The organism is Xanthobacter autotrophicus, from assembly GCF_005871085.1.
Classification (GTDB): domain Bacteria; phylum Pseudomonadota; class Alphaproteobacteria; order Rhizobiales; family Xanthobacteraceae; genus Xanthobacter; species Xanthobacter autotrophicus.
The window spans coordinates 270816-295911 of record NZ_VAUP01000028.1; the positions used below are offsets into that span (position 1 = coordinate 270816).

At 68.5% G+C, this 25096-nt stretch carries 18 protein-coding genes; 6 read left to right on the top strand and 12 right to left on the bottom strand.

From position 1 onward, the window contains the following. Positions 1-28: 28 nt before the first annotated feature. Positions 29-2659: an aminopeptidase N gene (pepN, locus tag FBQ73_RS13095; protein ID WP_138399931.1), complete on the bottom strand. Its 2631-nt coding sequence runs from the start codon at positions 2657-2659 to the stop codon at positions 29-31. Between the two features lie 438 nt (positions 2660-3097). Here pepN and FBQ73_RS13100 point away from each other — a divergent pair, with 438 nt between their 5' ends. Next, on the top strand, positions 3098-3400 hold the full coding sequence (locus FBQ73_RS13100; RefSeq protein ID WP_138399932.1) for a hypothetical protein: 303 nt from the start codon (positions 3098-3100) through the stop codon (positions 3398-3400). Between the two features lie 45 nt (positions 3401-3445). Here FBQ73_RS13100 and hisG read toward each other — a convergent pair whose 3' ends face one another. Together hisG and FBQ73_RS13110 are read right to left on the bottom strand one after the other, a co-directional pair. Then, positions 3446-4420: an ATP phosphoribosyltransferase gene (gene hisG, locus FBQ73_RS13105; protein ID WP_138399933.1), complete on the bottom strand. Its 975-nt coding sequence runs from the start codon at positions 4418-4420 to the stop codon at positions 3446-3448. Then, positions 4417-5607 carry an ATP phosphoribosyltransferase regulatory subunit gene (locus FBQ73_RS13110; RefSeq protein WP_138399934.1) on the bottom strand — a complete coding sequence of 397 codons (1191 nt, stop codon included), beginning with the start codon at positions 5605-5607 and terminating at the stop codon, positions 4417-4419. The genes hisG and FBQ73_RS13110 overlap by 4 nt, the downstream gene beginning before the upstream one ends. A 163-nt stretch (positions 5608-5770) precedes the next feature. Here FBQ73_RS13110 and FBQ73_RS13115 point away from each other — a divergent pair, with 163 nt between their 5' ends. Then, complete coding sequence (locus FBQ73_RS13115; protein WP_138399935.1) at positions 5771-6064, top strand: exodeoxyribonuclease VII small subunit; 294 nt, start codon at positions 5771-5773, stop codon at positions 6062-6064. Positions 6065-6175: 111 nt separating this feature from the next. Here FBQ73_RS13115 and FBQ73_RS13120 read toward each other — a convergent pair whose 3' ends face one another. Together FBQ73_RS13120 and FBQ73_RS13125 are read right to left on the bottom strand one after the other, a co-directional pair. Continuing rightward, positions 6176-6766: a protein-S-isoprenylcysteine O-methyltransferase gene (locus tag FBQ73_RS13120; RefSeq protein WP_138399936.1), complete on the bottom strand. Its 591-nt coding sequence runs from the start codon at positions 6764-6766 to the stop codon at positions 6176-6178. Next, positions 6767-8086, bottom strand: a complete 1320-nt coding sequence (locus tag FBQ73_RS13125) for a hypothetical protein (RefSeq protein ID WP_138399937.1) — start codon at positions 8084-8086, stop codon at positions 6767-6769. A gap of 453 nt (positions 8087-8539) precedes the next feature. Between FBQ73_RS13125 and FBQ73_RS13130 the strand changes: the two genes are divergently transcribed. From FBQ73_RS13130 to dxs, 3 genes are all read left to right on the top strand, one after another. Next, positions 8540-9676 carry a glycosyltransferase family 9 protein gene (locus FBQ73_RS13130; protein WP_170218880.1) on the top strand — a complete coding sequence of 379 codons (1137 nt, stop codon included), beginning with the start codon at positions 8540-8542 and terminating at the stop codon, positions 9674-9676. A 154-nt stretch (positions 9677-9830) separates the two neighbouring features. Continuing rightward, positions 9831-10715 (top strand): glycosyltransferase family 2 protein, encoded by an 885-nt coding sequence (locus tag FBQ73_RS13135; RefSeq protein ID WP_138399939.1) that lies wholly within the window; start codon positions 9831-9833, stop codon positions 10713-10715. Between the two features lie 134 nt (positions 10716-10849). Then, a complete protein-coding gene (dxs, locus tag FBQ73_RS13140; protein WP_138399940.1) occupies positions 10850-12781 on the top strand; it encodes a 1-deoxy-D-xylulose-5-phosphate synthase in 1932 nt (643 codons plus the stop codon). Positions 12782-12791: 10 nt separating this feature from the next. Here the strand turns inward: dxs and FBQ73_RS13145 are convergent, their stop codons facing one another. From FBQ73_RS13145 to FBQ73_RS13175, 7 genes are all read right to left on the bottom strand, one after another. Next, positions 12792-13691 carry an MBL fold metallo-hydrolase gene (locus tag FBQ73_RS13145; protein WP_138399941.1) on the bottom strand — a complete coding sequence of 300 codons (900 nt, stop codon included), beginning with the start codon at positions 13689-13691 and terminating at the stop codon, positions 12792-12794. Then, on the bottom strand, positions 13688-15844 hold the full coding sequence (gene scpA / locus FBQ73_RS13150; protein WP_138399942.1) for a methylmalonyl-CoA mutase: 2157 nt from the start codon (positions 15842-15844) through the stop codon (positions 13688-13690). Before scpA ends, FBQ73_RS13145 begins: the two co-directional genes overlap by 4 nt. Before the next feature lie 63 nt (positions 15845-15907). Then, positions 15908-16279 (bottom strand): hypothetical protein, encoded by a 372-nt coding sequence (locus FBQ73_RS13155; RefSeq protein WP_138399943.1) that lies wholly within the window; start codon positions 16277-16279, stop codon positions 15908-15910. 22 nt (positions 16280-16301) lie between these two features. Further along, on the bottom strand, positions 16302-18134 hold the full coding sequence (locus tag FBQ73_RS13160; protein WP_138399944.1) for a methylmalonyl-CoA mutase subunit beta: 1833 nt from the start codon (positions 18132-18134) through the stop codon (positions 16302-16304). A gap of 85 nt (positions 18135-18219) precedes the next feature. Beyond that, a complete protein-coding gene (locus FBQ73_RS13165; protein WP_138399945.1) occupies positions 18220-19449 on the bottom strand; it encodes an SAM-dependent methyltransferase in 1230 nt (409 codons plus the stop codon). 160 nt (positions 19450-19609) lie between these two features. Beyond that, a complete protein-coding gene (locus FBQ73_RS13170; protein ID WP_138399946.1) occupies positions 19610-21637 on the bottom strand; it encodes an acetyl-CoA carboxylase biotin carboxylase subunit in 2028 nt (675 codons plus the stop codon). 222 nt (positions 21638-21859) lie between these two features. After that, positions 21860-23392 (bottom strand): acyl-CoA carboxylase subunit beta, encoded by a 1533-nt coding sequence (locus tag FBQ73_RS13175; protein ID WP_138399947.1) that lies wholly within the window; start codon positions 23390-23392, stop codon positions 21860-21862. Between the two features lie 206 nt (positions 23393-23598). Here FBQ73_RS13175 and FBQ73_RS13180 point away from each other — a divergent pair, with 206 nt between their 5' ends. Next, a complete protein-coding gene (locus FBQ73_RS13180; protein ID WP_138399948.1) occupies positions 23599-25023 on the top strand; it encodes a helix-turn-helix domain-containing protein in 1425 nt (474 codons plus the stop codon). The last annotated feature ends 73 nt before the right edge of the window (positions 25024-25096 follow it).

Here is a 25096-nt window from a genome sequence, read left to right on the forward strand (position 1 = left end):
GGTCCCGGCTCCTGTTCACGATCCCAACTCAGCCCAGCGAGCGGGTGGCGATGTCGGCGACATCCGCCGATAGGCCGGGGGTCTGCGCCACGCGGCGCAGGGCGGCCTCGGCGCTGGCGCGCCGCACCGGCTCCAGCTGGCGAAACGTCTTGAACGACGCCAGCAGCCGCGCCGCCACCTGCGGGTTCTTGCCGTCGAGGCTGAGCACCGTGTCGGCGACGAAGGCGTGCCCCGCCCCGTCCGCCCGGTTGAACTGGGTGGGGTTGGCGGCGGCGAAGGCACCGATAAGGGAGCGTACCCGGTTGGGGTTGGAAAGCGAGAAGGCCGGATGCAGCATCAGGCCCTTCACCCGGTCCAGCGTCCCCTCGGACGGGATCTGCGCCTGCAGCACGAACCACTTGTCGATGACGAGGGCATCGCTCTCGAAGCGGCGATAGAAGGCGTCGAGGGCGGCTTCGCGCTCCGGCACGTCGTGCTGGGCCAGCACGGCGAGGGCGGAGGAGCGGTCGGTCATGTTGTCCGCCGCCTCGAACTGGGCCTTGGCGCGGGCGATGCCTTCGGGCGCGCCGGTGACCGCCAGATAGTCGAGGGCAAGGTTGCGCAGCGCCCGCAGCCCGGCCGAGCCTGCATCCGGTGAGAAGGCACCTGCGGACGCAGTGCTCTCGTAAACGCGGGCGAAGTCGGCGGCGAGGGCGGTGCCCACCGCGATCCGCAGCGCCTTGCGGGCGGCATAGACGGCGTCGGGATTGACATCGCTGCCCAGCTCGCGCGCCACCTCGCTCTCGCCGGGAAGGGCGAGGGCCTGCGCCTTGAAGGCGGCATCAAGCGCCGTATCGGCCACCACCGCACCGGCAGCGGTGATGAGAGCGTCGGGCGCCGGCAGGGTGCCGGTGCGGGCGCCGGTCTTCAGCAGCTCAAGGGCGATGCGCTGGAGCGAATCGAAGCGGTTGAACGGGTCGCCGTCATGGGCGGCAAGAAACACCCGGTCCGCCTCGGTGAGGTCGCTGACAAGGTTCACGGGGGCGGAAAAGCCCCGGTTGAGGGAGGGCACGGGCCGCGCCTCAAGGCCGGTGAAGAGGAAGCTCTGGGCGGCCTCCTTCACCTCGATCACGCCGTGCTCCACCGGCGTGTTGCCGAGCGTCAGCGGCAGGTCGCGCCCGTCCGGCCCCACGAGGCCGAGGGCCAGCGGGATCAGCATGGGCTTCTTCTCGGCCTGGCCCGGCGTGGGCGGCACCGACTGCTTCACATCGAGGCGGAAGGTGCCGGCTTCCTTGTCATAGCTGCCGCTCACGTTCAGCAGCGGCGTGCCCGACTGGGCATACCATAGGGCGAACTGGGTGAGGTCGCGGCCGGTGGCGTCGGCGAAGGACGCGACGAAATCCTCGATGGTGGCCGCGTCCCCGTCATGGCGCTCGAAATAGAGGTCCATGCCCTTTCGAAATCCCTCCTCGCCCAGGAGGGTTTTGAGCATGCGCACCACCTCCGCGCCCTTCTCATAGACGGTCGCGGTGTAGAAGTTATTGATCTCGCGATAGGTTTCCGGCCGGACCGGGTGGGCGAGGGGGCCGGAATCCTCGGTGAACTGGGCCGCCTTGAGCATGCGCACGTCGGCGATGCGCTTCACCGGGCGCGAGCGCTGGTCGGAGGAGAATTCCTGGTCGCGGAAGACGGTGAGGCCTTCCTTCAGGCACAGCTGGAACCAGTCGCGGCAGGTGATGCGGTTGCCGGTCCAGTTGTGGAAATATTCGTGGGCGATGACTCCCTCGATGCCGGAATAATCGGCGTCGGTGGCGGTCTCGGGGGTGGCGAGGACGTATTTGTCGTTGAAGACGTTGAGGCCCTTGTTCTCCATGGCCCCCATGTTGAAGTCGGAGACGGCCACGATGTTGAATACGTCGAGGTCGTACTCGCGGCCGAAGGCCTCCTCGTCCCAGCGCATGGAGCGCTTCAGCGCGTCCATGGCGTAGCCGGCGCGGGCCTCCTTGCCCTCTTCCACATAGATGCCCAGCTCCACCTTGCGGCCCGAGGCGGTGGTGAAGCTGTCGGCCACCTTGGCGAGCTTGCCGCCCACCAGAGCGAACAGATAGGACGGCTTCGGCCACGGATCATGCCAGATGGCGAAATGGCGGGCGGTGCCGGGGATGTCGCCGCTGTCCACCAGATTGCCGTTGCCGAGCAGGATCGGCGCCTCCGCCTTGTCCGCCTCGATGCGGGTGGTGAAAACCGAGAGCACGTCCGGCCGGTCGGGATAATAGGTGATGCGGCGGAAGCCCTCGGGCTCGCACTGGGTGCAGTAATTGCCGGAGGTGCGGTAGAGGCCCATGAGCTGGGTGTTGGCGGTGGGGTCCACCAGCGTCTCCACCTCCAGCACGAAGGCGTCGGCCGGCGGATGGGCAAGGGTGAGGCGCGCGGGGCTCGCCTCGAAGCTGGAGCCGGCCAGCGGCTTGCCGTCGATGGCGAGGCGCACCAGGGTCAGGCCGTCCCCCTCCAGAACCACTGGCGCGCCCGTGGTTCCTTCCGGGTTGCGGCGCAGCGCGAGGCGGGCGGTGACGCGGCTCTGGGAGGGATGGAGCGCGAAGTCCAGCTCCACCTTGTCCACCAGCCAGTCCGGCGGGCGGTAGTCGGCGAGGTGGATGGCTTTGGGCTCGGCATCACGCATGGAGGACTCCTCGGGCGACGCCGCGGGCGCTGCGGCCTGACGCACGCTCCGTTCAGGCGGAGCGTACGCGACCTCGACAGAGACGGCCCTTCCCGTCCGGACTCTTCAGTCCAGGCAGAGCCGGCTCGATCACGCGGCGCAGGGGCGCATTCAATCGGCGGGGGAGAGTAAAGCCCCCGGACCCGCGAGGGAAGGCGGTGAAGCGGCGGCGGCCCTGAATACCGATGCGAACATAGTGCGAGCCCCTTGATACCGGGCGGCGGCACCCGGCTCCCGGCCCGCCGTACCGTCATCCGCACCGGTCGGGCAGGGGCCCTGATTGACCCGGAATCCGACCCACACTGTTGCGCGAAAAGCCTCTTATTCAGAGGGAGTTGCATCCCAGTTGACGGACTATCGCAACGGGACCCCGCCCGTTGTGAACCGATGGAGATCAAGATGCGCCATCACACCACTGGAGCCATCGCTCTCGCCACCACCGTCGCCGCCGCCATCGCCCTCTCCGCAGGCGTTGCCATGGGGGCCGACGAGCCCTCCCGCGCACAGGCGGACGCGGAAGCCGATGCCGGCACCTATTACACCCTGCCCGCCATGCGGTACCGGGAACTCGGCTATGCCCGGGGTGTCGAACTGCGCGAGGATCCGTTCACCCCGATGCAGGTGATCGTGGTCGAGCCTGCCCCCCGGCGGATCGATCAGCAATTCATCGACCAGGGCGATCGCGGCCTCGGCAACGAATAGCGGTCCGCACCGTCGGCGCAGCGGGGTGCCGGCGGTGTCACGGTTTCAGCCAAGCCGTGCTTCCAGGGCCTCGAAAAGGGGATTGTCCGCGGCGAACACATATTCAATGGGACCGACCGTCACCATGCTCGCCCCCTGCTCGCGCAGGAAGGTGGCGAGCCGGTGCAGTGTGTCCGGCGGACAATGCAGGGTCAGCATGCCCGAGGACGTGGGGCCACCGAACGGGGCGACGCAGCGATAGCGGGCCACCGCCTGTTCCACCAGGGAGGCGTCGCAGCTGGCGAAGCGGGTGCGCACCTCGCGCATGGTCCGCGCGCGCTTTTCGGCTCCCAGCCGGTCGAACATCGCCTGCGCCGCCGAAAGCGCGCTGCCGCTCCAGTTGGCGGTGAGCGAGGCCACGAGATTGGCTTCCGACTTCAGGATGATCCCGTCGTCCACCACCTTCAGGGCGTTGGCGGCCAGCGTCGCGCCGGTGGTGGTGATGTCCACGATCAGCTCGGCCGAACCGGAGGCGGGCGTGCCTTCGGTCGCGCCCGCGCTTTCGACGATGCGGTAATCCACAATGCCGTAGCGGGCGAAGAAGCCGCGGGTCAGGTTGACATATTTGGTGGCGACGCGGATGCGGCGGCCGGTGCGGCCATGGAAGTGGCTCGCCACGTCGTCGAGATCGTCCATGGTGCGCACGTCGATCCAGGCCTGTGGCACCGCCACCACCACGTTGGCGTGGCCGAAGCCGAGCTTTTCCAGCAGCGCGACGCGGCTGTCCGCCTCCAGAATGTTCTCGCGTACCAGGTCCTCGCCGGTCACCCCGATATGGGCCGAGCCGGAGGCCAGGGCCGCCGCAATCTCGGAGGCGGAGAGATAGGCCACCTCCACATTGTCCACGCCGCCGAGGGTGCCGCGATAGTCGCGGGCGCCGCGCGCTTGCGTAAGCGGCATGCCGGCGCGGGAGAAGAAGGCGTGGACATTCTCCTGGAGCCGGCCCTTGGAGGGTACGGCGAGAATGAGCGGGCTGGTCATCGGGCGCCCTCCACGGCAGCAGGGAAGGGGGCGGAGTCGAGGGGGAGGGCGAGGGCGGCGAGGCGTTCCACCCATACCGCGAGGCCGACGCCGGGCACGCTGGTCTCGGCGCCGAGGCGCGACAGCAGCTTGTCGTAGCGCCCGCCGGCCACCAGCGGCCCATCGGTGCGCCCCAAGGTGTCGTGCAGCTCGAACACCATGCCGCTGTAATAGTCGAGCGGCCGCCCGAAGGCGCTGGAGAAGCGCACGTCGGCGAGATTCACCGCATAGGCGGTGAGGAAGCCGGTGCGCCGGTCGAAGGTATCGAGCGCGGCGGAAAGATCGATGCCCGCGTCCGCCGCCAGCGCCCGCATGCGGGCGGAGGCCTCGTCCGGCGTGCCGGCGATGGCGAGGTAGCGCGAGAGGATCTCCCCGGTCTCGCCGGAGAGGCCCGCTCCGGCCTCCAGCGAGGACTGCTCCAGGAAGCGTTCGGCGATCTCGGACACGGTGCGTCCGCCCACGGTGGAGATGCCGGCGATGGACAGAAGATCGGTGATCAGCGCCCGCGCCGCCTCGGGATCGGCGCCGGTGAGGGCCGCCAGCACGCCAGCATGGGCCGAGGCGCTCTCTTTCGGGCGCTCCTTCTGGCGGCCGAGGTCGGCATCGAGCCGGCTCTGGCCGAAATCCTTCAGCAAGCGCCGGCGAAGGGCCGGGGCGAGGGGCAGCGCCTCCAGCAGCGCGGCGAACAGGCCCACGTCGCCGAGCCGGATCTCCGGCTGCGGGACGCCATAGAGCGCGCAGGCGTTGAGGCCGAGGGCGACCATCTCCGCGTCGGCCGCCTCGATGTCGGTGCGGCCGAAGGATTCCACGCCCGCCTGCCGGAACTCGCCCGATCCCTCTCCGCGGAAGCGGAACACGGGGCCAAGATAGCTCACCCGCGCCGGCAGCGGCATGCGCTCGGCGATGACGGCGCGGGCCACCGGGATGGTGATGTCGGGCCGCAGGCACAATTCCCGCCCGTCCGCGTCCGCCGTCAGATACATGCGGCGGCGGATGGATTCCCCCGACAGGTCGAGGAAGGCGTCCGCCGGATGGAGGATGGGCGGATCGTGGCGCGAGAAGCCGGCCGTCTCGAAGCACGCAATCAGCGCATCTTCGAGGCTTGAGGGATCGCGGGGCGGAAGGGGCGCGGACGCCGCGGGCAACATGAGCAGTGTTTTCCTGAGATTTCTGGCCGGCTTCTACCAAAGGGCGGGCGCCGGGGCCACCCCGGCGGGGAACCAAGCGCGGCGGCATCCGCGTTCGGGCGGGCATGGGTAGGCCGGTTCCGGATCGGTATAAGGTGTGCCGAGGGAATCAGCGGAGGCGGCCATGGCCGAAGCAGCGAAGGCAACAAGCGCCAAGTCGGGCCAGAGCACCGGACCGGCGGCGGGGGTGGACAAGCTCAGCTTCGAGCAGGCTTTGGCGGAGCTGGAGGCCATCGTCGGCAACCTTGAGCGGGGCAGCGTGCCGCTGGAGGAATCCATCGCCATGTATGAGCGGGGCGAGGCGCTGAAGATGCGCTGCGATACGCTGCTGAAGGCAGCGGAAGCCCGCGTCGAGACCATCACCCGCGACGCCGACGGCCGCCCCTCCGGCACCGCGCCGTTGGACGCGGACGGGTAGGGGCGTCCTTGTCCCGAAATGGAACGTCTGTTCGTCCGCCGCGCGCACGCAGGGCGAACAGGGCAGGACCGAATCGCTGCGGGCGCGATTTTCGCGCTCTGTTCCGCGCCCTCAATAGAGGCCGGGGATGACGCGCTTGGTGCGCTTCTCATAAGCCTCGTATTCGGCGCCGAAGGCTTCGCGCATCATCTTTTCCTCCCGCCCCACCCGGAAGAAGAACAGGGTGCCGAAGCCCACAAGCCCCGCCGGGCCGGCGATCAGGTTTGGCAAAAGCAGCGCCTGCGCCAGCGCCCACAGGAAGAAGGCGGAATACATGGGGTGGCGCACCCGCTCGTAGACGCCGGAGGTGATGAGCTTGTGCTTGTCCTTGATCTCCAGCGTCACCGACCAGTTGCGCCCGAGCTGGCGATGGGTGCGCCAGAACAGCCATAGCGCCGCGAGGAACACCAACACCCCCGCCACCACCTGCGCCACCGCCGGCACGTAGGAGGCGAAGCGCGGGAAGGAGGTGAGGGCGTAGATGGCCGGCATTACCCCGAGCCCGAGGGTCGAGATGGTGAGCAGCGTCATGTCGCGGGCGGTGCGGTGGCGCGCGTCGGCCACCTGCTGGCGTCGCGCCTTGCGCTGGAAGGGGATGCGCAGCACGTACCAGGAGGCGACGCCGACCGCCCAGGCGATCTTGGCGAAGAGGACGAGGCTCATTCAGGGCTCGCTTGGTGAGGAAGGGGCATGGTCGGGAAGGGCCATCAGGCGCCCGCTCGCGTCGCGGACGGTCGGCAGGGGGGTGCCGTCGGGCGCCATATAGGCACAAAGGGCATGGAGGTGGGCGGCCAGCACGTCGAATGCGAACGGGCCGCATACATAGGCGTAGAAATCGTGCGGGGCGCGGATGTCGCTCGCCAGGAAGCACTGGCAGTGGCGCCGCATGACATCGAAGAAGAAGCGCCGGTAGGTGGCCGCCGAGACCATGTCGCGCACCGGCACATGCCGCAGCAGCGGGCGCTGCGCGAAATCCCCCACCGCCAGCTGCGGCTCGGCAAAGGTTGCGCGCTCGAGGGTCACCGGATTGAGCTTGTAGAAGGAGACGATGTCGTCCCGCGACTGCACCTCCACCCAGCCGATCTGAGGGGCATCCGCCACCCGCCGCGCCGCCGCCCGGAGCCGCGCGCCGGCCGGATGCAGCGCGAACTTCGCCGTGGTGCTGCCGAGGGTGAGGATGCGCACGCGAACCTTTGTGCCGAACTCCGGGTCCTGATCGAGCGCTGCGGCCACCGCCGACACCGCATGCATGGCGCCCAGGCTGTGCCCGGCGATCACGATCTCGTCCACGCCGTCCCGCGCGGCATCCGCCGCCACGGCGCGCAGCCGCTCGGCGAAGGCCGCGACCCGCGCATCCACATCGGGATGGCGGCCATGGGCGAAATTCACGGAAAATTCCGCGAGGTCGAGGGATTGCCTCAGGCGAAAGCGCCGCCCCGGCCAACGCATCAGTAGCAGGCCGGTCGCGAGGGTGGTCACCACCCCGCACAGCCCCGCCGCCACGGGGCCGAGATGAGGCGCCAACCCGTGCGCTGCCCCGAAGCCCACTGCCGCCGCCGCCGCCCAGAAGGCGAAAAGCAGCAGATAGGTGAACAGGAAGAAGAAGCCGTAACGCCGGCTGGTGCGGAAATAGGCGAAAAGCGTGCCGCTGGTCACCATGTCGATGATCGCGCGCACGGAACCGCGCAGGTGGGAGCGCACCGGCCGCCCCATGTCGGCGCGGGCAAGGTCGTCCCAGGCCAGGATCTCGAAGGTGGTTGAGGTGTGCCAGCCCGGGCCCTCCGCCTCGGACTGCCAGAGCGCGCCGGTGGGTATCTGGACCAGGCCGGCGTCGCGGCAGCGTGTCGCCGCCCGCCAGACCGTGCCGAAACGCTTCAGCTCGCGCAGGAAGATGCGATGGTGGCCTTCCACCGTCATGGGATCGTACCCGGCCACGAAGAACACGTGGCGCCGGCCGACGCGCGTTGCTGGCACCTCCCGCATGGGGGCGCCTTCTAGCGAAAACCCGCACGGATGGCCAGCGCCGCCCCTTTCGAGACGGTTTAGAACCCGTGCCGAGCCCATTTTGCCCCGAGGGCGGCTTGGGAAAGGATCGCGCCAGGGTTGAAGCAACCTATCCGTAAAGCGGCCGATAATCTCAAGAAAACACCGCTATTTTAAGTATATAGCGGCGAGATCGAGACAGGTGGCTCGCTGCGCGGCAGAAGCTAAGGCGGGGCAGTACGAGAGCAAAAGGTTGCGTGATGGCATTTGCACACGTTCACAGAATACCATACTGGCCGGCAGTAGCGCTTTCAGCGCCAAGACCGTTTCGCGTTACTCGTGCAATCCCGTGATGTTCGCGTCGGACCTGCTGTCATGAAGCTGCGTGATCTTCTTCGCGGAGGCAAACCCAGGAAGCCTCGAGTCGGCCCCCTGGGCGCGCCGGTGGCGCAGGTGTGGACCAGCCCCTCGAACACGCTTCGCGCTCTTGGCTCGTCCCCGTCCATTCTGGTGGTGAAGCTCGACCATATCGGCGATTTCGTCACCGCCCTGCCCGCCGTGAAGCGGTTGCGGGCGGCGTTCCCCACCTCGGCCGTCTCGCTTCTGTGTGCGCCGTTCGTGGCGGATCTGGCGCGCTCAACCGGCCTGTTCTCCGCGGTCTACAGCTTTGATTTCTTTGGCGCCCGCATGCAGGAGCCGCGCTTCGCCAATGCGGACGACGTCAGTGAGCTCAAAGCGTTGGGGCTGCCGGCCCACGACATCATCATCGACCTGAGGCAGGAAGACGAGGCGCGCGCCCTGCTCTGGGGCCTGGACGCCAAGGTCCGCGTCGGCTTCGCCGATCCGGTCAATCTCTACGCCCTCGACATCGCGCTACCGGAGCTGGAGCGCTGCATGCGCCGCAAGCCGTGGCCCGCGATGAGCCATTCCTCCACCCGGATGGTGCTGCTGGTGGAAGCGCTGGTGCATGCCCGTGACATGCGCGGGGAGACGGCGCGCTTCGCCAGCCGTCCCCATCCCGCCGGAGACCTGAGCGACTGCGTGATCCTCGCGCCGGGAACGCGTCTCGGCATCAAGGGGTGGACGGCGGAGGGCTGGGTCGGCCTTGCCGCGGCGATCGTCGAGCGCACGAGCCTTGATGTCGTCGTCATCGGCCGGGGCGAGGAGGCCGAGATGGCGGCGCGGATCGCCGCCGTACTGCCGCCGGACCGGCTGCGGGATCTCGTGGGCCAGGTTGACCTTGCCGACCTTCCGGGCGTGATGCAGTCCGCCGCCGCCTTTGTCGGCGTGGACACGGGCACCACCCATCTTGCCGCCTCCATCGGCATGCCCACCGTCGCGCTGTTCTCCGGCTTTACCGACATCCGTGTCTGGGCGCCCATGGGGCCGGCCACGGTGGTCGTGCATGGGGGGGCCGGCTGCGCGCCCTGCACGTTGCCGTCAGAGACGCTGTGCCCCTACCAGCGCCGGTGCATGAGCGTGATCAACCCCGAAGCGGTGCTTTCCGCCATGTCCGGCGTCGCCGTCCATCCCGAGCTGAAGCGTCTGCGCGCCGCATTGCAGCCGGAGCTTGTGTTCGCGGCCTCCTGAAGGCAGGAAGACCGGGCGGGCCTTGAACCGCCCGTTCGCGTGATCGCCGTTCGCCGTGGCTCACGGCAATCATTCGAGAAACCTGTGTTGACGCGTTTTCGTCCCGCGAGCCGGTCTCCGCTTCGCTCGAAACCGCTCTGGTAGCGAGGGTCTCGTGTCCGCCGATCCGTCCACCGCTTCGCCTTTGTCCGCCGTGACCGTGGTGTTCGTCACCTACAACAGCGGGGCGGTGATCGGCCGGGCGGTGGCGAGCGTGCCGGCCGAGTGCCCGGTGGTGATCGTAGACAATGCAAGCCCCGATGGCGCCGCCTGGCGGGCCGGCCTGTCGCGATCGGTGGATTTTCTGGCCATGCCGGCCAATGCCGGCTTCGGTACCGCCTGCAATGCCGGCGCGCGGCGGGCGGCCACGCCCTACGTCCTGTTCCTCAATCCCGATGCGGTGCTGGATGGCGAGACCCTGCCGGCGCTGCTGGCCGCCACCGGCCGCTATGGCGATCCGGCCATCCTGATGCCGGCCATCCTGGGGGAGAACGGCCGGCTGATGCGCAAGGAAGGCTCCATCCTGGAGAAGGTTCCCCGCCGCCTGCGCCTGTCGCCGGACGAGATCGCTGGGGATTACTGCACCCGCTTCGTCCACGGCGCCGCCTTCATGATGGCGCGGGAGGCCTTCTTTGCGCTGGGCGGCTTCGACGAGGCCATTTTCCTCTATCACGAGGACGACGACCTCTCGCTGCGGGCCATCGCCCGGCACATTCCCATCATCGTGGTGACAGGGGCGCGGGTGACCCATGCGGGCGGGCGCTCCAGCGCGCCGTCGTTCGGCCAGACCTTCCGGGTCAACCGGGCCAAGATGCAGTCTGAGCGCTATGTGCTTGAGAAATATGGCTGCTCGCGCCCGACCTTGCCGCAGATCGCCAAGCTGGCCGGGGGCTGCGTGCTGGCGCTGGCGTGCCTTGATCTGCACCGCTTCGCCATCCGGAGCGGAAAAATGGCGGGATGTTTTGATGACGTGCTCCAAACGCCATCCCCGCGCGTATGACTCCCTGGCAGACTTGCGCAGAGCCACGGGAGGCGGTCGCCTGGTGACACCCTCCCCATCGGCCTTGTCCGTTGCATGCCACCGCGCGCGTGTGTAAGGCTCATTTTCCCGGTTCGTTCCGGACGGAGTTGTCCGTGACTTTGCTGAAGACCCCGCTGCTCGATACCATCCACGATGCCGCCGACGTGCGGCGCCTGCCCCAGGACAGACTGGCCCAGCTCGCCGCCGAACTGCGCGCGGAGACCATCGATGCCGTCTCCGTGACCGGCGGGCATCTGGGCGCGGGCCTGGGCGTGGTCGAGCTTACGGTGGCCCTGCACCACGTGTTCAACACCCCCCACGATCGCCTGATCTGGGATGTCGGCCACCAGTGCTACCCCCACAAGATCCTCACCGGCCGGCGCGACCGCATCCGCACGCTGCGCCAGGGCGGCGGCCTCTCGGGCTTCACCCGCCGCTCGGAGAGCGAATACGACCCCTTTGGCGCGGCGCACTCCTCTACCTCCATCTCTGCCGGCCTCGGCATGGCAGTGGCGCGCGATCTCTCTGGGGAAGAGCGCAACGTGGTGTGCGTGATCGGGGACGGCGCCATGTCGGCGGGCATGGCCTATGAGGCCATGAACAATGCCGGGGCCATGGATTCGCGCCTCATCGTCATCCTCAACGACAACGACATGTCCATCGCCCCGCCCACGGGGGCCATGTCGGCCTATCTGGCGCGACTGATTTCGGGGCAGACCTACCGCTCGCTGCGGGAGATCGGCAAGCAGATCGCCGGCCACCTGCCCAAGTTCGTGGAGCGCGGCGCGGCGCGGGCCGAGGAATTCGCCCGCGGCTTCTGGACCGGCGGCACCCTCTTCGAGGAGCTAGGCTTTTATTATGTGGGGCCCATCGACGGGCACAATCTGGACCACCTGCTGCCGGTGCTGAAGAACGTGCGGGACGCCAAGACCGGCCCCATCCTGGTCCATGTGGTGACCCAGAAGGGCAAGGGCTACGCCCCCGCCGAGGCCAGCGCCGACAAGTACCACGGCGTGGTCAAGTTCGACGTGGTCACCGGCGCCCAGGTGAAGGCGAAGTCCAACGCCCCCTCCTATACCCGCGTGTTCGCCGAGAGCCTGATTTCGCAAGCGCGGCGCGACCCCAAGGTGGTCGCCATCACCGCCGCCATGCCGTCGGGCACGGGGCTGGACCTGTTCGGCCAAGTCCATCCCGAGCGTACCTTCGACGTGGGCATCGCCGAGCAGCATGCGGTGACATTCGCCGCCGGGCTCGCGGCGGAAGGCTTCAAGCCGTTCTGCGCGCTCTATTCCACCTTCCTCCAGCGGGCCTATGACCAGGTGGTGCACGATGTGGCGCTGCAGGGCCTGCCCGTGCGCTTCGTCATCGACCGCGCCGGTCTCGTGGGGGCGGACGGGGCGACCCATGCGGGCGCCTTCGACATCGCCTTCCTCGCCTGCCTGCCGGGCATGACCGTGATGGCCCCCGCCGACGAGGCGGAGCTGGTGCACATGATGGCCACCATGGTGGCCTTCGATGACGGCCCAAGCGCCGTGCGCTTCCCACGCGGCGAGGGCGTCGGCGTGGAGCGGCCCGAGCGCGGCGAGGTCCTGCCCATCGGCAAGGGCCGCATCGTGCACGGAACCGGGGAGGGTGATGTTGCCCTGCTTTCCCTCGGCACCCGCCTTGCCGCCTGCCTGGACGCCGCCGAGCGGCTGGAGGCGGCCGGCTTCACCGTCACCGTGGCCGACGCCCGCTTCGCCAAGCCCCTCGACCGGGAGCTGGTGCTGAAGCTCGCCGCCGGCCATGGCGCACTGATCACGGTGGAAGAGGGCTCGGTGGGCGGCTTCGGCAGCCACGTGCTCCAGCTGGTCACCGACGAGGGCCTGCTCGACCGTGGCACGGTGAAGGTGCGCGCCATGGTGCTGCCCGACATCTACATCGACCAGGAGAGCCAAGCCCGCCAGCTGGCCGCCGCCGGCCTCGACGCCGACGCCATCGTGGCCAAGGCGGAAGGGCTGCTGGGCAAGGCCAAGGCCGGCGTGAGCCTGCACAAGGCGGGGTGAGGGGGCGCCGTCAGGGGTTGGAGGCGACCACAGCCACCACATTGCGCCGGTGCACCGCCTCATAGGGCTCGAAATACGTCACCGCCCCCGTCGCGAAGGCCGCCTTGGCGAAGGTCCGCAGGTCCAGCCCGGCCAGCTCCGGCTCGGCCTTCAGCCGCAGCAGCTGCTGCACATAGAGACGGGTGGCCGTTATCAGCGCCGGCCCGTAGCCGCCGCCGGCGATCACCTCCGGCGTGCCGTGGTTGGGCAGGATGCGCGTGGCGCCCAGTGCCGCGAGCCGCTCCAGCCCTTCGAGGTGGATGGCGAGGCGGTCGGGCTCGTCCACATAGGTGATGGGGTCTTCCAGGGTGTCGCCGGCGAGAAGCAACCCGTTCGGAAGCAGGGCGACCGTGCCGTCCCGGCTGTGGATATCCATGTGGAAAAGCATCACCGGAACCGAACCGATGTTCAGCTGAAGTCGCTGTTCAAACAGAAGGTTCGGCAGGATCAGCGGGCAGATGGGTGGGGCGCCCGCCTCCAGCCGCGCCCTGTGGACGGCGAGCAGGGCGGCGGTTTCCCGGTTGGCGATGATCTCGCAATCGGCGAATACCTCATTACCTGCCACATGGTCGTCGTGCCAATGGCTCAGCACCACCCGGATGCGCCGGGCGCCCCGCGTCTCCAGCGTTTCCCGAATGATGCGGGCATGGGCCAACGAGACGTGGGTGTCGTAGACCAGCGCCTCCTCGCCATCCAGCACCGCATAGGAGGCGATGCCGAGGGCATAGGCGCCATCGTCCAGCCAGTTCTCCTGGGCGCCGTGCAGGCGCACCCCCGGCACGCGCCCGTCGTAGAAGGCGAGCACGTGCGGGGCGGGCTCCAGTACCCGCAGGGTGGAGCCCAATGGCGCGAGCCCGGTGGCTGAACTCACTCCGCCGCTTCGAGCGTGTGCCCGAGCCGCTGGGACAGGGTGCCGAGCAGTTCCTTGGCCGCGTCGGCGATGACCGTGCCGGGGGGGAAGATGGCCTCGGCGCCGGCGGCCTTCAGGGCCTCATAGTCCTGCGGGGGCACCACGCCGCCCACCACCACCATGATGTCACCCCGGCCTTCCGCCTCCAGCGCCGCCTTCAGCGCCGGCACGAGCGTCAGGTGGCCGGCGGCCAGCGAGGAGATGCCCACCACGTGCACGTCGTTCTCCACCGCCTGCCGGGCGGCTTCCTCCGGGGTGGCGAAGAGGGGGCCGATGTCCACGTCGAAGCCGAGGTCGGCGAAGGCGGAGGCGATCACCTTCTGGCCGCGGTCGTGGCCGTCCTGGCCCACCTTGGCGACGAGGATGCGTGGCCGGCGGCCTTCCGCCTGCTCGAACGCTTCCACCAGCTTCTGCAGCTTGCCCACCTTGTCCGTCATGGCGGTCGCCTCGCGCTTGTAGACGCCGGAGATGGCGCGGATCTCGGCGCGATGGCGGCCGAACACCTTCTCCAGCGCGTCGGAAATCTCGCCCACCGTGGCCTTGGCCCGGGCCGCGTCAATGGCCAGCGCCAGGAGGTTGCCATTGCCCGCCGCGCCGTTGGTGAGGGCTTCGAGCTTGCCGTCCACCTCGGCCTGGCTTCGCTCGGCGCGCAGGCGCTTGAGCTTGTCGATCTGGGCGGCGCGCACGGTGGCGTTCTCCACCTTCAGTACGTCGATCATGCGGTCGCGCTCGGGCTTGAACTTGTTCACGCCCACCACAGTCTGCGCCCCGCCGTCGATGCGGGCCTGGGTGGTGGCGGCCGCCTCCTCGATGCGCAGCTTGGGAATGCCGGCCTCGATGGCCTTGGCCATGCCGCCCAGCGCCTCCACCTCCTGGATGTGCGCCCACGCCTTGGCGGCGAGGTCGGCGGTGAGCTTCTCCACGAAATAGGACCCGCCCCACAGGTCGATCTGGCGAGTGGTGCCGCTCTCCTGCTGGAGCAGGATCTGGGTGTTGCGGGCGATGCGGGCAGAGAAGTCCGTGGGCAAAGCCAGCGCCTCATCCAGCGCATTGGTGTGCAGGGACTGGGTCTGGCCCTGAGTCGCGGCCATGGCCTCGATGGCGGTGCGCATGACGTTGTTGAACACGTCCTGCGCGGTCAGCGACCAGCCCGAGGTTTGCGAATGGGTGCGCAGGGGCAGGGACTTGGGGTTCTTTGCCCCAAGGTCGGTCATCAGCCGCGTCCACAGGAGGCGGGCGGCGCGCAGCTTGGCCACCTCCATGAAGAAGTTCATGCCGATGGCCCAGAAGAACGACAGGCGCGGCGCGAACACGTCGATGGGCAGGCCCGCGGCGGCGCCGGCGCGGCCATATTCCACGCCATCCGCCAGCGTGTAGGCCAGCTCCAGGTCCTGCGTCGCGCCGGCTTCCTGCATGTGGTAGCCGGAGATGGAGATGGAGTTGAAGCGAGGCATTTCCTTCGACGTGAAGGCGAAGATGTCCGAGATAATGCGCATGGAAGGGGCGGGCGGATAGATATAGGTATTCCGCACCATGAATTCTTTGAGAATGTCGTTCTGGATGGTGCCGGAGAGCTTGGCCGACGCCACGCCCTGTTCTTCCGCCGCCACCACATAGAGCGCCAGAATGGGCAGAACCGCGCCATTCATGGTCATGGACACGCTCATCTGGTCCAGCGGGATGCCGGAGAACAGGGTGCGCATGTCGTAGATGCTGTCGATGGCGACGCCGGCCATGCCCACGTCGCCGGCGACGCGCGGGTGGTCTGAGTCATAGCCGCGATGGGTGGCGAGGTCGAAGGCCACCGACAGGCCCTTCTGCCCGGCCGCGAGGTTGCGGCGGTAGAAGGCGTTGGAATCCTCCGCCGTGGAGAAGCCGGCATATTGCCGGATGGTCCAGGGCTGGGTGGCGTACATGGGGGCATAGGGCCCGCGCAGGAACGGCGCGATGCCGGGATAGGTGTCGATGTAGTCGAGGCCCTCGATGTCCGCCGGGCCATAGAGCGGCTTCACCGGGATGCCCTCGGGCGTGGTCCAGGGGGCGGCGGCCGCGGAGGGGGCGCCCAGCTCCGGCGCGCGCCAATCGATGTCGGCGAAGTTGGGGATCCGGCTCATCTTCTGTTCCCTCGAAATCGGCCGCGGTGGCATTGGCGGGACGTGACTTTGGCGGGTTCTGGCTCAGGCGCGCCGGGCAAGCCAGGAGCCGTTGCATTTGGGCTGGGGCGAGGACCAGTCACCCGAGGCCTGATCGCCTTCGGCGAGCCCGGTGGCGGTGACTTTGCGCTGCCCGTGGGTCAAGGTCATCCGCACCAGGCCTAGCTTGCTGATGCCGCCGGCGGCTTTCACCGGCCAATAGCCCGCGTAGGTGACCTTGCCATTCTTCACGGCCAGCTTGAAGTCGAAATTCTTGTTGCATTTGCCCTCCTCGGCGGAGGTGCGCACCACCCAGCTGCCGTCGAAGCGCCTGGCGTTGTCGGCGCGGGCGGGGGTAACTGCCGTCGCCGCCGCGAGGAGCGCGAGGGCGGTGAGGCCCGCAATTGTGTGCAACATGGCTCGCTTCCCGTCCTTCGGTTCAGTCCAGTCCCGCCGCGCTCTGCGCCCGCGCCAGCGTCTCCAGCACGTCGCAACCGGCGAAGATGAAGCCGGAAACGCCCGCCGCCTTGAGCGCCGTTTCCAGCTCGGCCGGCTTGCCGGCGAGCCAGACGGTGCTGGCGCCGGCGGCTTTCAGGGCCTCGGCGGTGGCTGCCCCCTCGGCCGCATAGACCTCGTCCGACGAGACGAGGCAGGCGAAGGGCGTGCCTGCGGCACTGAAGGCAGACACCAGCGCGTCGCGGTCGGCGAAGCCGTCCGGTACTGGAGCGGCAATGCCGCCGGCCTCGAAGAAGTTCCTTGCGAAGCCCGCCCGCGCCGTGAAGGCGGCGACGGGGCCGAGCGTGGCAAGGAAGACGGCCGGCGCTTTGGCAGCGGCTTCCGACTTGTCGCGCAGGGCCTCGAACGGCTCTGACGTGCGGTGGGGCGTCAGCGCTCCATCGGCCACGGGCTCGAAGGTGGCAGGCAAAGGCGCCAGCACTTCCGGCGCCTGCTGCACCAGGATGGGGAATTCCGAGGTGCCGGTGATGGGCGCCTTGCGGGTGGCCACATCCTTGTCGCGGCGGGCCTTCACCTCGGTGATCTCGGCCTTGAACCAGCGGTCTTCCAGCACGTCGGCCATGCCGCCGCGCTTCTCGATGGTGCGGAACAGGTCCCACGCCTTTTCGGCGAGCCCATCCGTATAGGTCTCCACCGCGCCGGCGCCGGCGCCGGGGTCGGCCACGCGGTGGACGTTGCTCTCCTCCAGCAGCATCACCTGGGTGTTGCGGGCGAGGCGCCGGGCGAAGGCGTCGGGCAGGCCCAGAGCCTGGGTGAAGGGCAGCACGGTGAGGCTGTCCGCCCCGCCGACGCCGGCCGCGAACGCCGCCACCGTGTTGCGCAGCAGGTTCACATAAGGGTCGCGCCGGGTCAGGGAGCGCCACGCGGTGGTGGCGTGCACCTTCAGCGCGGTTTCCGGCAGGCCGCATTCGCGCAGCACCGCGCCCCACAGCAGGCGGATGGCGCGGAACTTGGCGATGGTAGCGGTCTGGTTCAGGTCGGCCACCAGGGCGACCTCGATGCGCGCCGCCGCCTCAGACAGGGCGATGCCCGCCTCGCCATAGGCCTTGAGATAGGCCACGGCGGTGGCGAGCACCGCCGCAAGCTCCTGCGCGTCGGACGCGCCGGCGGCATGGAACACGCCACCGTCCGCCCGTGCGAACGGGCCGGCAAAGCCGCGTGCCGCGAGGATGGCGGAGGTCTCGGCGAAGCGCTTGGCCAAAAGCGGCCACGCCATGGGCAGGGTGCCCGCAGCGGCGAAATCCCCCAGCGGGTTGAGGCCGAAGGAGACGGCGAGACCCTTGGGATCGAAGCCCGCAGCCTCGGCATAATCGGCGAAGGCGAGGTCCTCGCCGCGGCCCTGGAAGGCGCCGCTCTCGATGCGCGTCTCGATGAGGTCGAGCAGCACGTCCTTCAGCACCACCTTCAGGTCGGCGCCGTCCGGCAGGCCGAAGCCATAGGCCGAGGGCGAGGAGGCATAGACCAGCGCGAGGCCGGAGGCGCCGCCGTCCAGGTCCTCAAGCGCCTGCTCGTGGGCGGCGGCAAGGTCGCTCTGGTCGACGCGCGCGCTGATGACCCACGGCGCGCCGGCCGGCCGTCCCGCCACGATGGGGGCTTGCGGCTTGCGCTCGGGCAAAGCGTCGAGGGCGAGGCCCTCATAGGTGCGGGTGACGAGGCGCTTGTCGTAGGGCGCGCCCTTCAGCACGCCCTCGACCAGCTTCAGCCAGTCCTCGCGGGTGACGGGGGCAAGGTTGGTCGCGAAGGGCAGGGCGGTCATGAGCGGACCTCCGGGAGAGGGAACAGGAGAGAAACAGTGCGCTGCGAAGCAGCGTCATGCCGGGGATCGGAGAAGCCGGCGTCCATCACCGCCCCTCCCGTGCCGCCAGCGACCGCTCGGCGTCGAACATGTAGTCGCGCAGCACCGGCACGTCGTCGCGCTTCTCGGAGAGGAGCAACTGGAACACCATGTTGGAGCCGTGCAGGAAGCCCAGTTCCACGGCGGCGAGGTAGAATTCCCACATGCGGCCGAAGCGTTCGCCCATCATGGCGTCCACTTCCGCGCGGCGGGCCATGAAGTTCCGCCGCCACGCGCGGATGGTCCAGTAATAGTGCAGGCGCAGCACCTCGCAGTCGTCCACCCACAGGTGGGTGCGCTCGGTGGAGGCGAACACCTCCGACAGCGCCGGCACATAGCCGCCGGGGAAGATATACTTGCGGATGAACGGCGCCGTGGTGCCGGGGGGCGACATGCGGCCGATGGCGTGCACCAGCGCGAAGCCGCCCTCATCCAGCAGGTTGCGGATGGTGGTGAAGTAATCGTCGAAATGCGAGACGCCCACATGCTCCATCATGCCGATGGAGACCACGCGGTCGAACTTGCCCTTCAGGTTGCGATAATCCACCTCGCGGAAGTCGATGGAGCCGGCCACGCCCGCCGCCTCCGCGAGCCGCCGGCTTTCGGCGAGCTGCTCCGGCGAGACGTTGATGGCGGTGACTTGTGCCCCGCATTCCTTCGCCATGTAGATGGCCAGCCCGCCCCAGCCGGAGCCGATCTCCGCCACCCGCATGCCGGCGGAGATCTTCAGCTTGGCGGCGATGTGGCGGAACTTGTTGCGCTGCGCCTCCGCCAGCGGCTCTTCCGGATCGCGGAAGTAGGCGCAGCTGTAGGCCATGGTCTCGTCCAGCCACAGCCGGTAGAAGGCGGCCGGGTGGTCGTAGTGGGAGGAGACGTTCTCCTTCGCCTTGGCCACCGGGTTCGCCTGCTGGAACCGCCGCACCGAGCGCCACGCCTTGCGCAGCGCCTGCTGCACCGGGTGGCTACCCAGCCCCTTGCGGTTCACCGAGAACAAGGACAGCAGCTCGAACGCGCCGGCCCCGTCCTCGAACGAGAGGCGGCCGTCCATATAGGCTTCCGCCGCCACCAGCTCCGGATTGAAGAACAGGTCGCGCTCCAGCTTCCTGTCATGCATGCGCACTGTGACAGACGGACCATCCTGCCCCGAGCCGAAGGCATGGCGCTGCCCGTCGGCGGTGATCACCGTCAGGCGGCCCTTCTCCACGAAGCGGTTCAGGAGGTGGGAGAGGAGGCGCATCAATGGGCTCCAACGATCTCCCTCTCCCGCTTGCGGGGGAGGGCCGGGGAGGGGGCGGGCGAGCGAGAGACTTTCACACGGCAGGGCGTGTGGCCAGCAGGCCCCCACCCTAACCCTCCCCCGCAAGCGGGAGAGGGGACAGCCCGCTCCCGCGTCCCCATCACGCGAATTCCAGGATCACCGCATCCACGGCGAGGCTGTCGCCGGCCTTGGCGTGGACTGCCTTGATGACGCCGTCGCGCTCGGCGCGCAGCACGTTTTCCATCTTCATGGCTTCCACGATGGCGAGGATCTCGCCGTTCTTCACCTCCTGGCCGGGGGTGACGGCGATGGAGACCACGAGGCCCGGCATGGGGCACAAAAGTTCCTTGCCGCCGCCGGCGGTTTCCTTCTTCGGCATCAGCGCGGCCAGCGAAGCCGACAGCTCGGTGTAGACCCGCGCCTTGGTGGCGATGCCGCGATGGGCCAGAAGGTAGCCGTTGGGGATGGTGCGCACCTGCACCGCCACCTGGTCGGCGTCGATGGTGCCTGTCCACACCACGTCGCCGGGCTTCCAGGTGGAGCGCAGCAGGTGGGTGTGGCCGGCCGTGCCGTCGGCATCGAAGATCTGCACCTTGTAGCCGCCGTCCACCGCTTCCACCTCGCACGGGGTGGAGAGGGTTTCCTCGGCGGCGGAGAGGTGGACGATGCGGCGCTTGGCGAAGGCCACCGGCACGCCGGAGGTCTGGCCGGAAATGTGCCGCTTGCGAGCGTTGTGGATGTGGTCGATCACCGCCGCCACGGCCGAGAGCGTATGCACCAGCTCGCCTTCCGGCGCGCGGGCGTGGAAGCCGTCGGGATATTCCTCGGCGATGAAGCCGGTGGAGAGGCGGCCGTCCCGCCAGCGCGGGTGGGACATGAGCGCCGACAGGAACGGAATGTTGTGGCCGATGCCGTCGATGGCGAAGGCATCCAGTGCGTCCGCCTGCGCTTCGATGGCGATGGCGCGGGTGGGGGCGTGGGTCACCAGCTTCGCGATCATGGGATCGTAGAAGATGGAGATTTCCCCGCCCTCATAGACGCCGGTGTCGTTGCGCACGGTGATGGGGCCGTCCTTGCCTTCCGCCGGCGGGCGATAGCGCACCAGGCGGCCGGTGGAGGGCAGGAAGTTGCGGTAGGGGTCTTCCGCATAGATGCGGCTTTCCACCGCCCAGCCGGTGAGCTTCACGTCGTCCTGGGTGATGGAGAGGGGCTCGCCGGCGGCGACGCGGATCATCTGCTCCACGAGGTCGATGCCGGTGATCAGCTCGGTGACCGGATGCTCCACCTGCAGGCGGGTGTTCATCTCCAGGAAGTAGAAGCTCTTGTCCTGGCCGGCGACGAATTCCACCGTGCCGGCGCTGTCGTAGCCGACCGCCTTGGCGAGGGCGACGGCCTGCTCGCCCATCTTCTTGCGGGTGGCCTCGTCAAGCAGCGGGGAGGGGGCTTCCTCCACCACCTTCTGGTTGCGGCGCTGGATGGAGCATTCGCGCTCGCCCAGATAGATGACGTTGCCGTGCTTGTCGCCCAGCACCTGGATTTCGATGTGCCGCGGGTCGACGATGAACTTTTCCACGAACACGCGGTCATCGCCGAAGGAGGACTTGGCCTCGGACTTGGCGCGGTCGAAGCCGTCCTGCACCTCGTCGCGGGAATAGGCGATGCGCATGCCCTTGCCGCCGCCGCCGGCGGACGCCTTGATCATCACCGGATAGCCGATCTCGTCGGCGATCTTCGCCGCCTCGGTGCCGTTCTCCAGCACGCCCAGATAGCCGGGGACGGTGGAGACATTCGCCGCCGCCGCCGCCTTCTTGGACTCGATCTTGTCGCCCATGGCGTCGATGGCGTGGGGATTGGGACCGATGAAGACGATGCCGTGCTCCGCCAGGAGCTTGGGGAAGGAGGCGCGCTCGGACAGGAAGCCGTAGCCGGGATGCACCGCTTCGGCGCCCGTGAGCTTGCAGGCCTCCACGATCTTCTCGGCAATGAGGTAGGACTGGGCGGCCTGGGGCGGGCCGATATGCACCGCCTCGTCGGCCATCTCCACGTGGAGGGCGTCCTTGTCGGCATCCGAGTAAACGGCGACGGTCTTGATGCCCATCTTGCGCGCCGTCTTGATGACGCGGCAGGCGATCTCACCCCGGTTCGCGATCAGGATCTTCGAGAACATTTAAGTGTCTCCCGCGCTCGAGGCGCTGAAATCTTGAGAAGCCTTGTGCCTCTCCCTCAACCGCTCTGCCCCCATCCCAACCCTCCCCCGCAAGCGGGAGAGGGGGTGGCGGCGTGCTGGTAGGGAAAGCCCTCTCCCGCTTGCGGGGGAGGGTGGGAGGGGGCGCCGCCCCTTGGGCGGCGCAGGACCGGCGTCGCCGACGCAGGCCTCAGCGGGCCACCCTCAAAGCGGCATGTTGTCGTGCTTGCGCGAGGGCTGCTCGAGCTTCTTGGTGCGCAGCATGGCGAGCGCGCGGGCGAGGCGCCGGCGGGTGGAGTGGGGCATGATCACCTCGTCCACATAGCCGCGCTCCGCCGCCACGAAGGGCGACAGGAAGCGCTCCTCGTAATTCTTGGTCTGGGCGGCGATCTTGTCGGGGTCGCCCATGTCGGCGCGGAAGATGATCTCCACCGCGCCCTTGGCGCCCATCACCGCGATCTGGGCGGTGGGCCAGGCATAGTTCACGTCCGCGCCCACATGCTTGGACGCCATCACGTCATAGGCGCCGCCGAAGGCCTTGCGGGTGATGACGGTGACCAAAGGCACCGTGGCCTGCGAATAGGCGAACAGCAGCTTGGCGCCGTGCTTGATGAGGCCGCCGTATTCCTGCGCCGTGCCGGGCAGGAAGCCGGGCACGTCCACGAAGGTCACGATGGGGATCTCGAAGGCGTCGCAGAAGCGCACGAAGCGGGCCGCCTTGCGGGAGGCGTCACTGTCCAGCACGCCGGCCAGTACCATGGGCTGGTTGGCGACGAAGCCCACTGTGCGGCCCTCGATCCGGCCGAAGCCGGTCACCATATTGCGGGCATAGGCCGCCTGGATCTCGAAGAAGTCGCCCTCGTCCACGACCTTCAGGATCAGCTCCTTGATGTCGTAGGGCTTGTTGGGATTGTCCGGGACCAGGGTGTCGAGGCTCTGGTCGTAGCGGCCCGGATCGTCGAAGGACGGCCACTCGGGGGCGCCCTCCTGGTTGTTGGAGGGCAGGAAGTCGATGAGCCGCCGGGTCTCCAGCAGCATCTCCACGTCGTTCTCGTAGGAGCCGTCGGCCACCGAGGACTTGGTGGTGTGCACCTTGGCGCCGCCCAGCTCCTCGGAGGTGACGGTCTCGTTGGTGACGGTCTTCACCACCTCCGGGCCGGTCACGAACATGTAGGAGGTGTCGCGGACCATGAAGATGAAGTCGGTCATGGCCGGGGAATAGACGTCGCCGCCGGCGCACGGGCCCATGATCAGCGAGATCTGCGGGATGACGCCGGAGGCGACGACGTTGCGCTTGAACACCTCGCCATAGCCGCCCAGCGCCGCGACGCCTTCCTGGATGCGCGCGCCGCCGGCATCGAACAGGCCGATGATGGGGGCGCGGGTCTTCAGCGCCATGTCCTGGATCTTGGTGATCTTGCGGGCGTGCTCCTCGGAGAGGGAGCCGCCGAACACGGTGAAGTCCTTGGCGAAGACGAAAACCTTGCGGCCGTTGACCGTGCCCCAGCCGGTGACGACGCCGTCGCCGGGGACCTTCTGATCGGCCATGCCGAAGTCCACGCAGCGGTGCTGCACGAAGGTGTCGTATTCCTCGAACGTGCCGCGATCCAGCAGCAGCTCGATGCGCTCGCGGGCGGTGAGCTTGCCGCGGGCGTGCTGGGCCTCGATGCGCCGTGCCCCGCCGCCGAGTCGGGCGACGGAACGCCGGCTTTCGAGCTCTTCGAGGATGTCCTTCATGCCGAGCGCTCCCCAGTGCGGTGCTTGGAACCGTGTTTGTGAAATCGAGACTATCGAGGGTTCAAAGGCGGCGAAAGCCCAAGCTTTGCGCTGCCTCTGCTCCCCAAGGCTGCTGTCGGCTAACAGGAGTTGCGGGCGTTGGGAATATGTGAAAAATTCACGTTGTTTATTGTGAAGAATTTGCAATCCCGAAGTCGGGGCCGTCCATGCGTCAGAAGATCTATGCCGGCCATGCGGTGCGGCGGCTACGGGAAAAGCTGGGGCTCAAGCAGAGCGAGCTGGCCCAGCGCCTCACCGTCTCGCCGTCCTACATCAACCAGATCGAGAGCAACCAGCGCCCGCTGACGGCCTCGATCCTGATCGCCATCTCGCGCACCTTCGCCGTGGACATCACCTCCTTCGGCGCCGAGGACCTCGACCGGCTGGTGGCGGACCTGCGCGAGACCGCCGCCGACCCGCTGTTCAAGGATCTCGACCTCGGCCTGCAGGACATGAAGGCGGTGGCCAATCTTTCCCCCGCCTTCGCCCATGCCTTCCTGCGCATGCACGTGGCGCTGCGGCGCACAGCGGAATGGCGCGCCTCCCTCGACGACATGCTCACCGCCGGCGTGGCGCCGGGGGCGGACGAGGCGAAGCTGATCCCCTACGAGGAAGTGCGCGACTTCTTCCACTATATCGACAATTACGTGGACCCCCTCGACCGCGCCGCGGAGGCCGCCGCCTCCAGCCTCGGCATCCTGGAAGGTGCGGACCCCGCCGCTGCCTTCGCCGCCCATCTCGCCCGCCGCCACTCCGTGCAGGTGGAGGTCGGGCCGCCGGACCCGGATGCGCCCCTGTCCCGCTTCGATCCGCGCTTGCGGCGCCTCGTGCTGTCGGGGGTATTGTCGGCACCGTCGCGGGCGTTCCGCATCGCCGCCACCATCGCCCAGCTGGAGCATGGGGCCTTGGTGGAGGATACGGTGGCCTCCGGCGCCTTCCGCAGCCAGACGGCGGCGGAAATCTGCCGGCTGGCGCTTCACAATTATTTCGCCGGCGCGCTCATGCTGCCCTACCGCCACTTCCTCGACCTCGCCCGGCGGCAGCGGCACGACCTCGACCGCCTGGTGCTGGAGACCGGCGCCAGCCTGGAGCAGGTGTGCCATCGCCTGTCCACGCTCCAGCGGCCGGGGGCGAAGGGGGTACCCTTCTATTTCGCCAAGGTGGACCGCGCCGGCAATATCACCAAGCGCCATTCGGCCACGCGCTTCCAGTTCGCCCGCCACGGCGGGGCCTGCGCCGCCTGGAATGTGCACGAGGCGTTCGAGATGCCGGGGCGCACGCTGGTGCAGGTGGGCGAGATGCCCGACGGCGCGCGCTACATCTGTCTCGCCCGCGCCGTGGTCAGCCCGTCCCTGCGCCACGGCCAGCCCTCGCGGGCCTATGCCTTCGGCCTGGGGTGCGAGGTCGCCTTCGGCCATGACATCGTCTATGCGGACGGGCTGGACCTGAAGGCCGCGCCGGTGGCCAAGCTGGGTGTCTCCTGCCGCATCTGCCCGCGCCGCGACTGCGATCTGCGTGCCTTTCCGCCGCTGGACCGGGAGATCCGCATCGACGAGAACGTGCGGGATATCGTTCCGTTTACCATCTCGTGACGCAATTGCGCCTTCCTGCCGCTTAGGAATGACCGCGCCTTGGGACATGAAACGCCATGAGGGCGGAGATAAA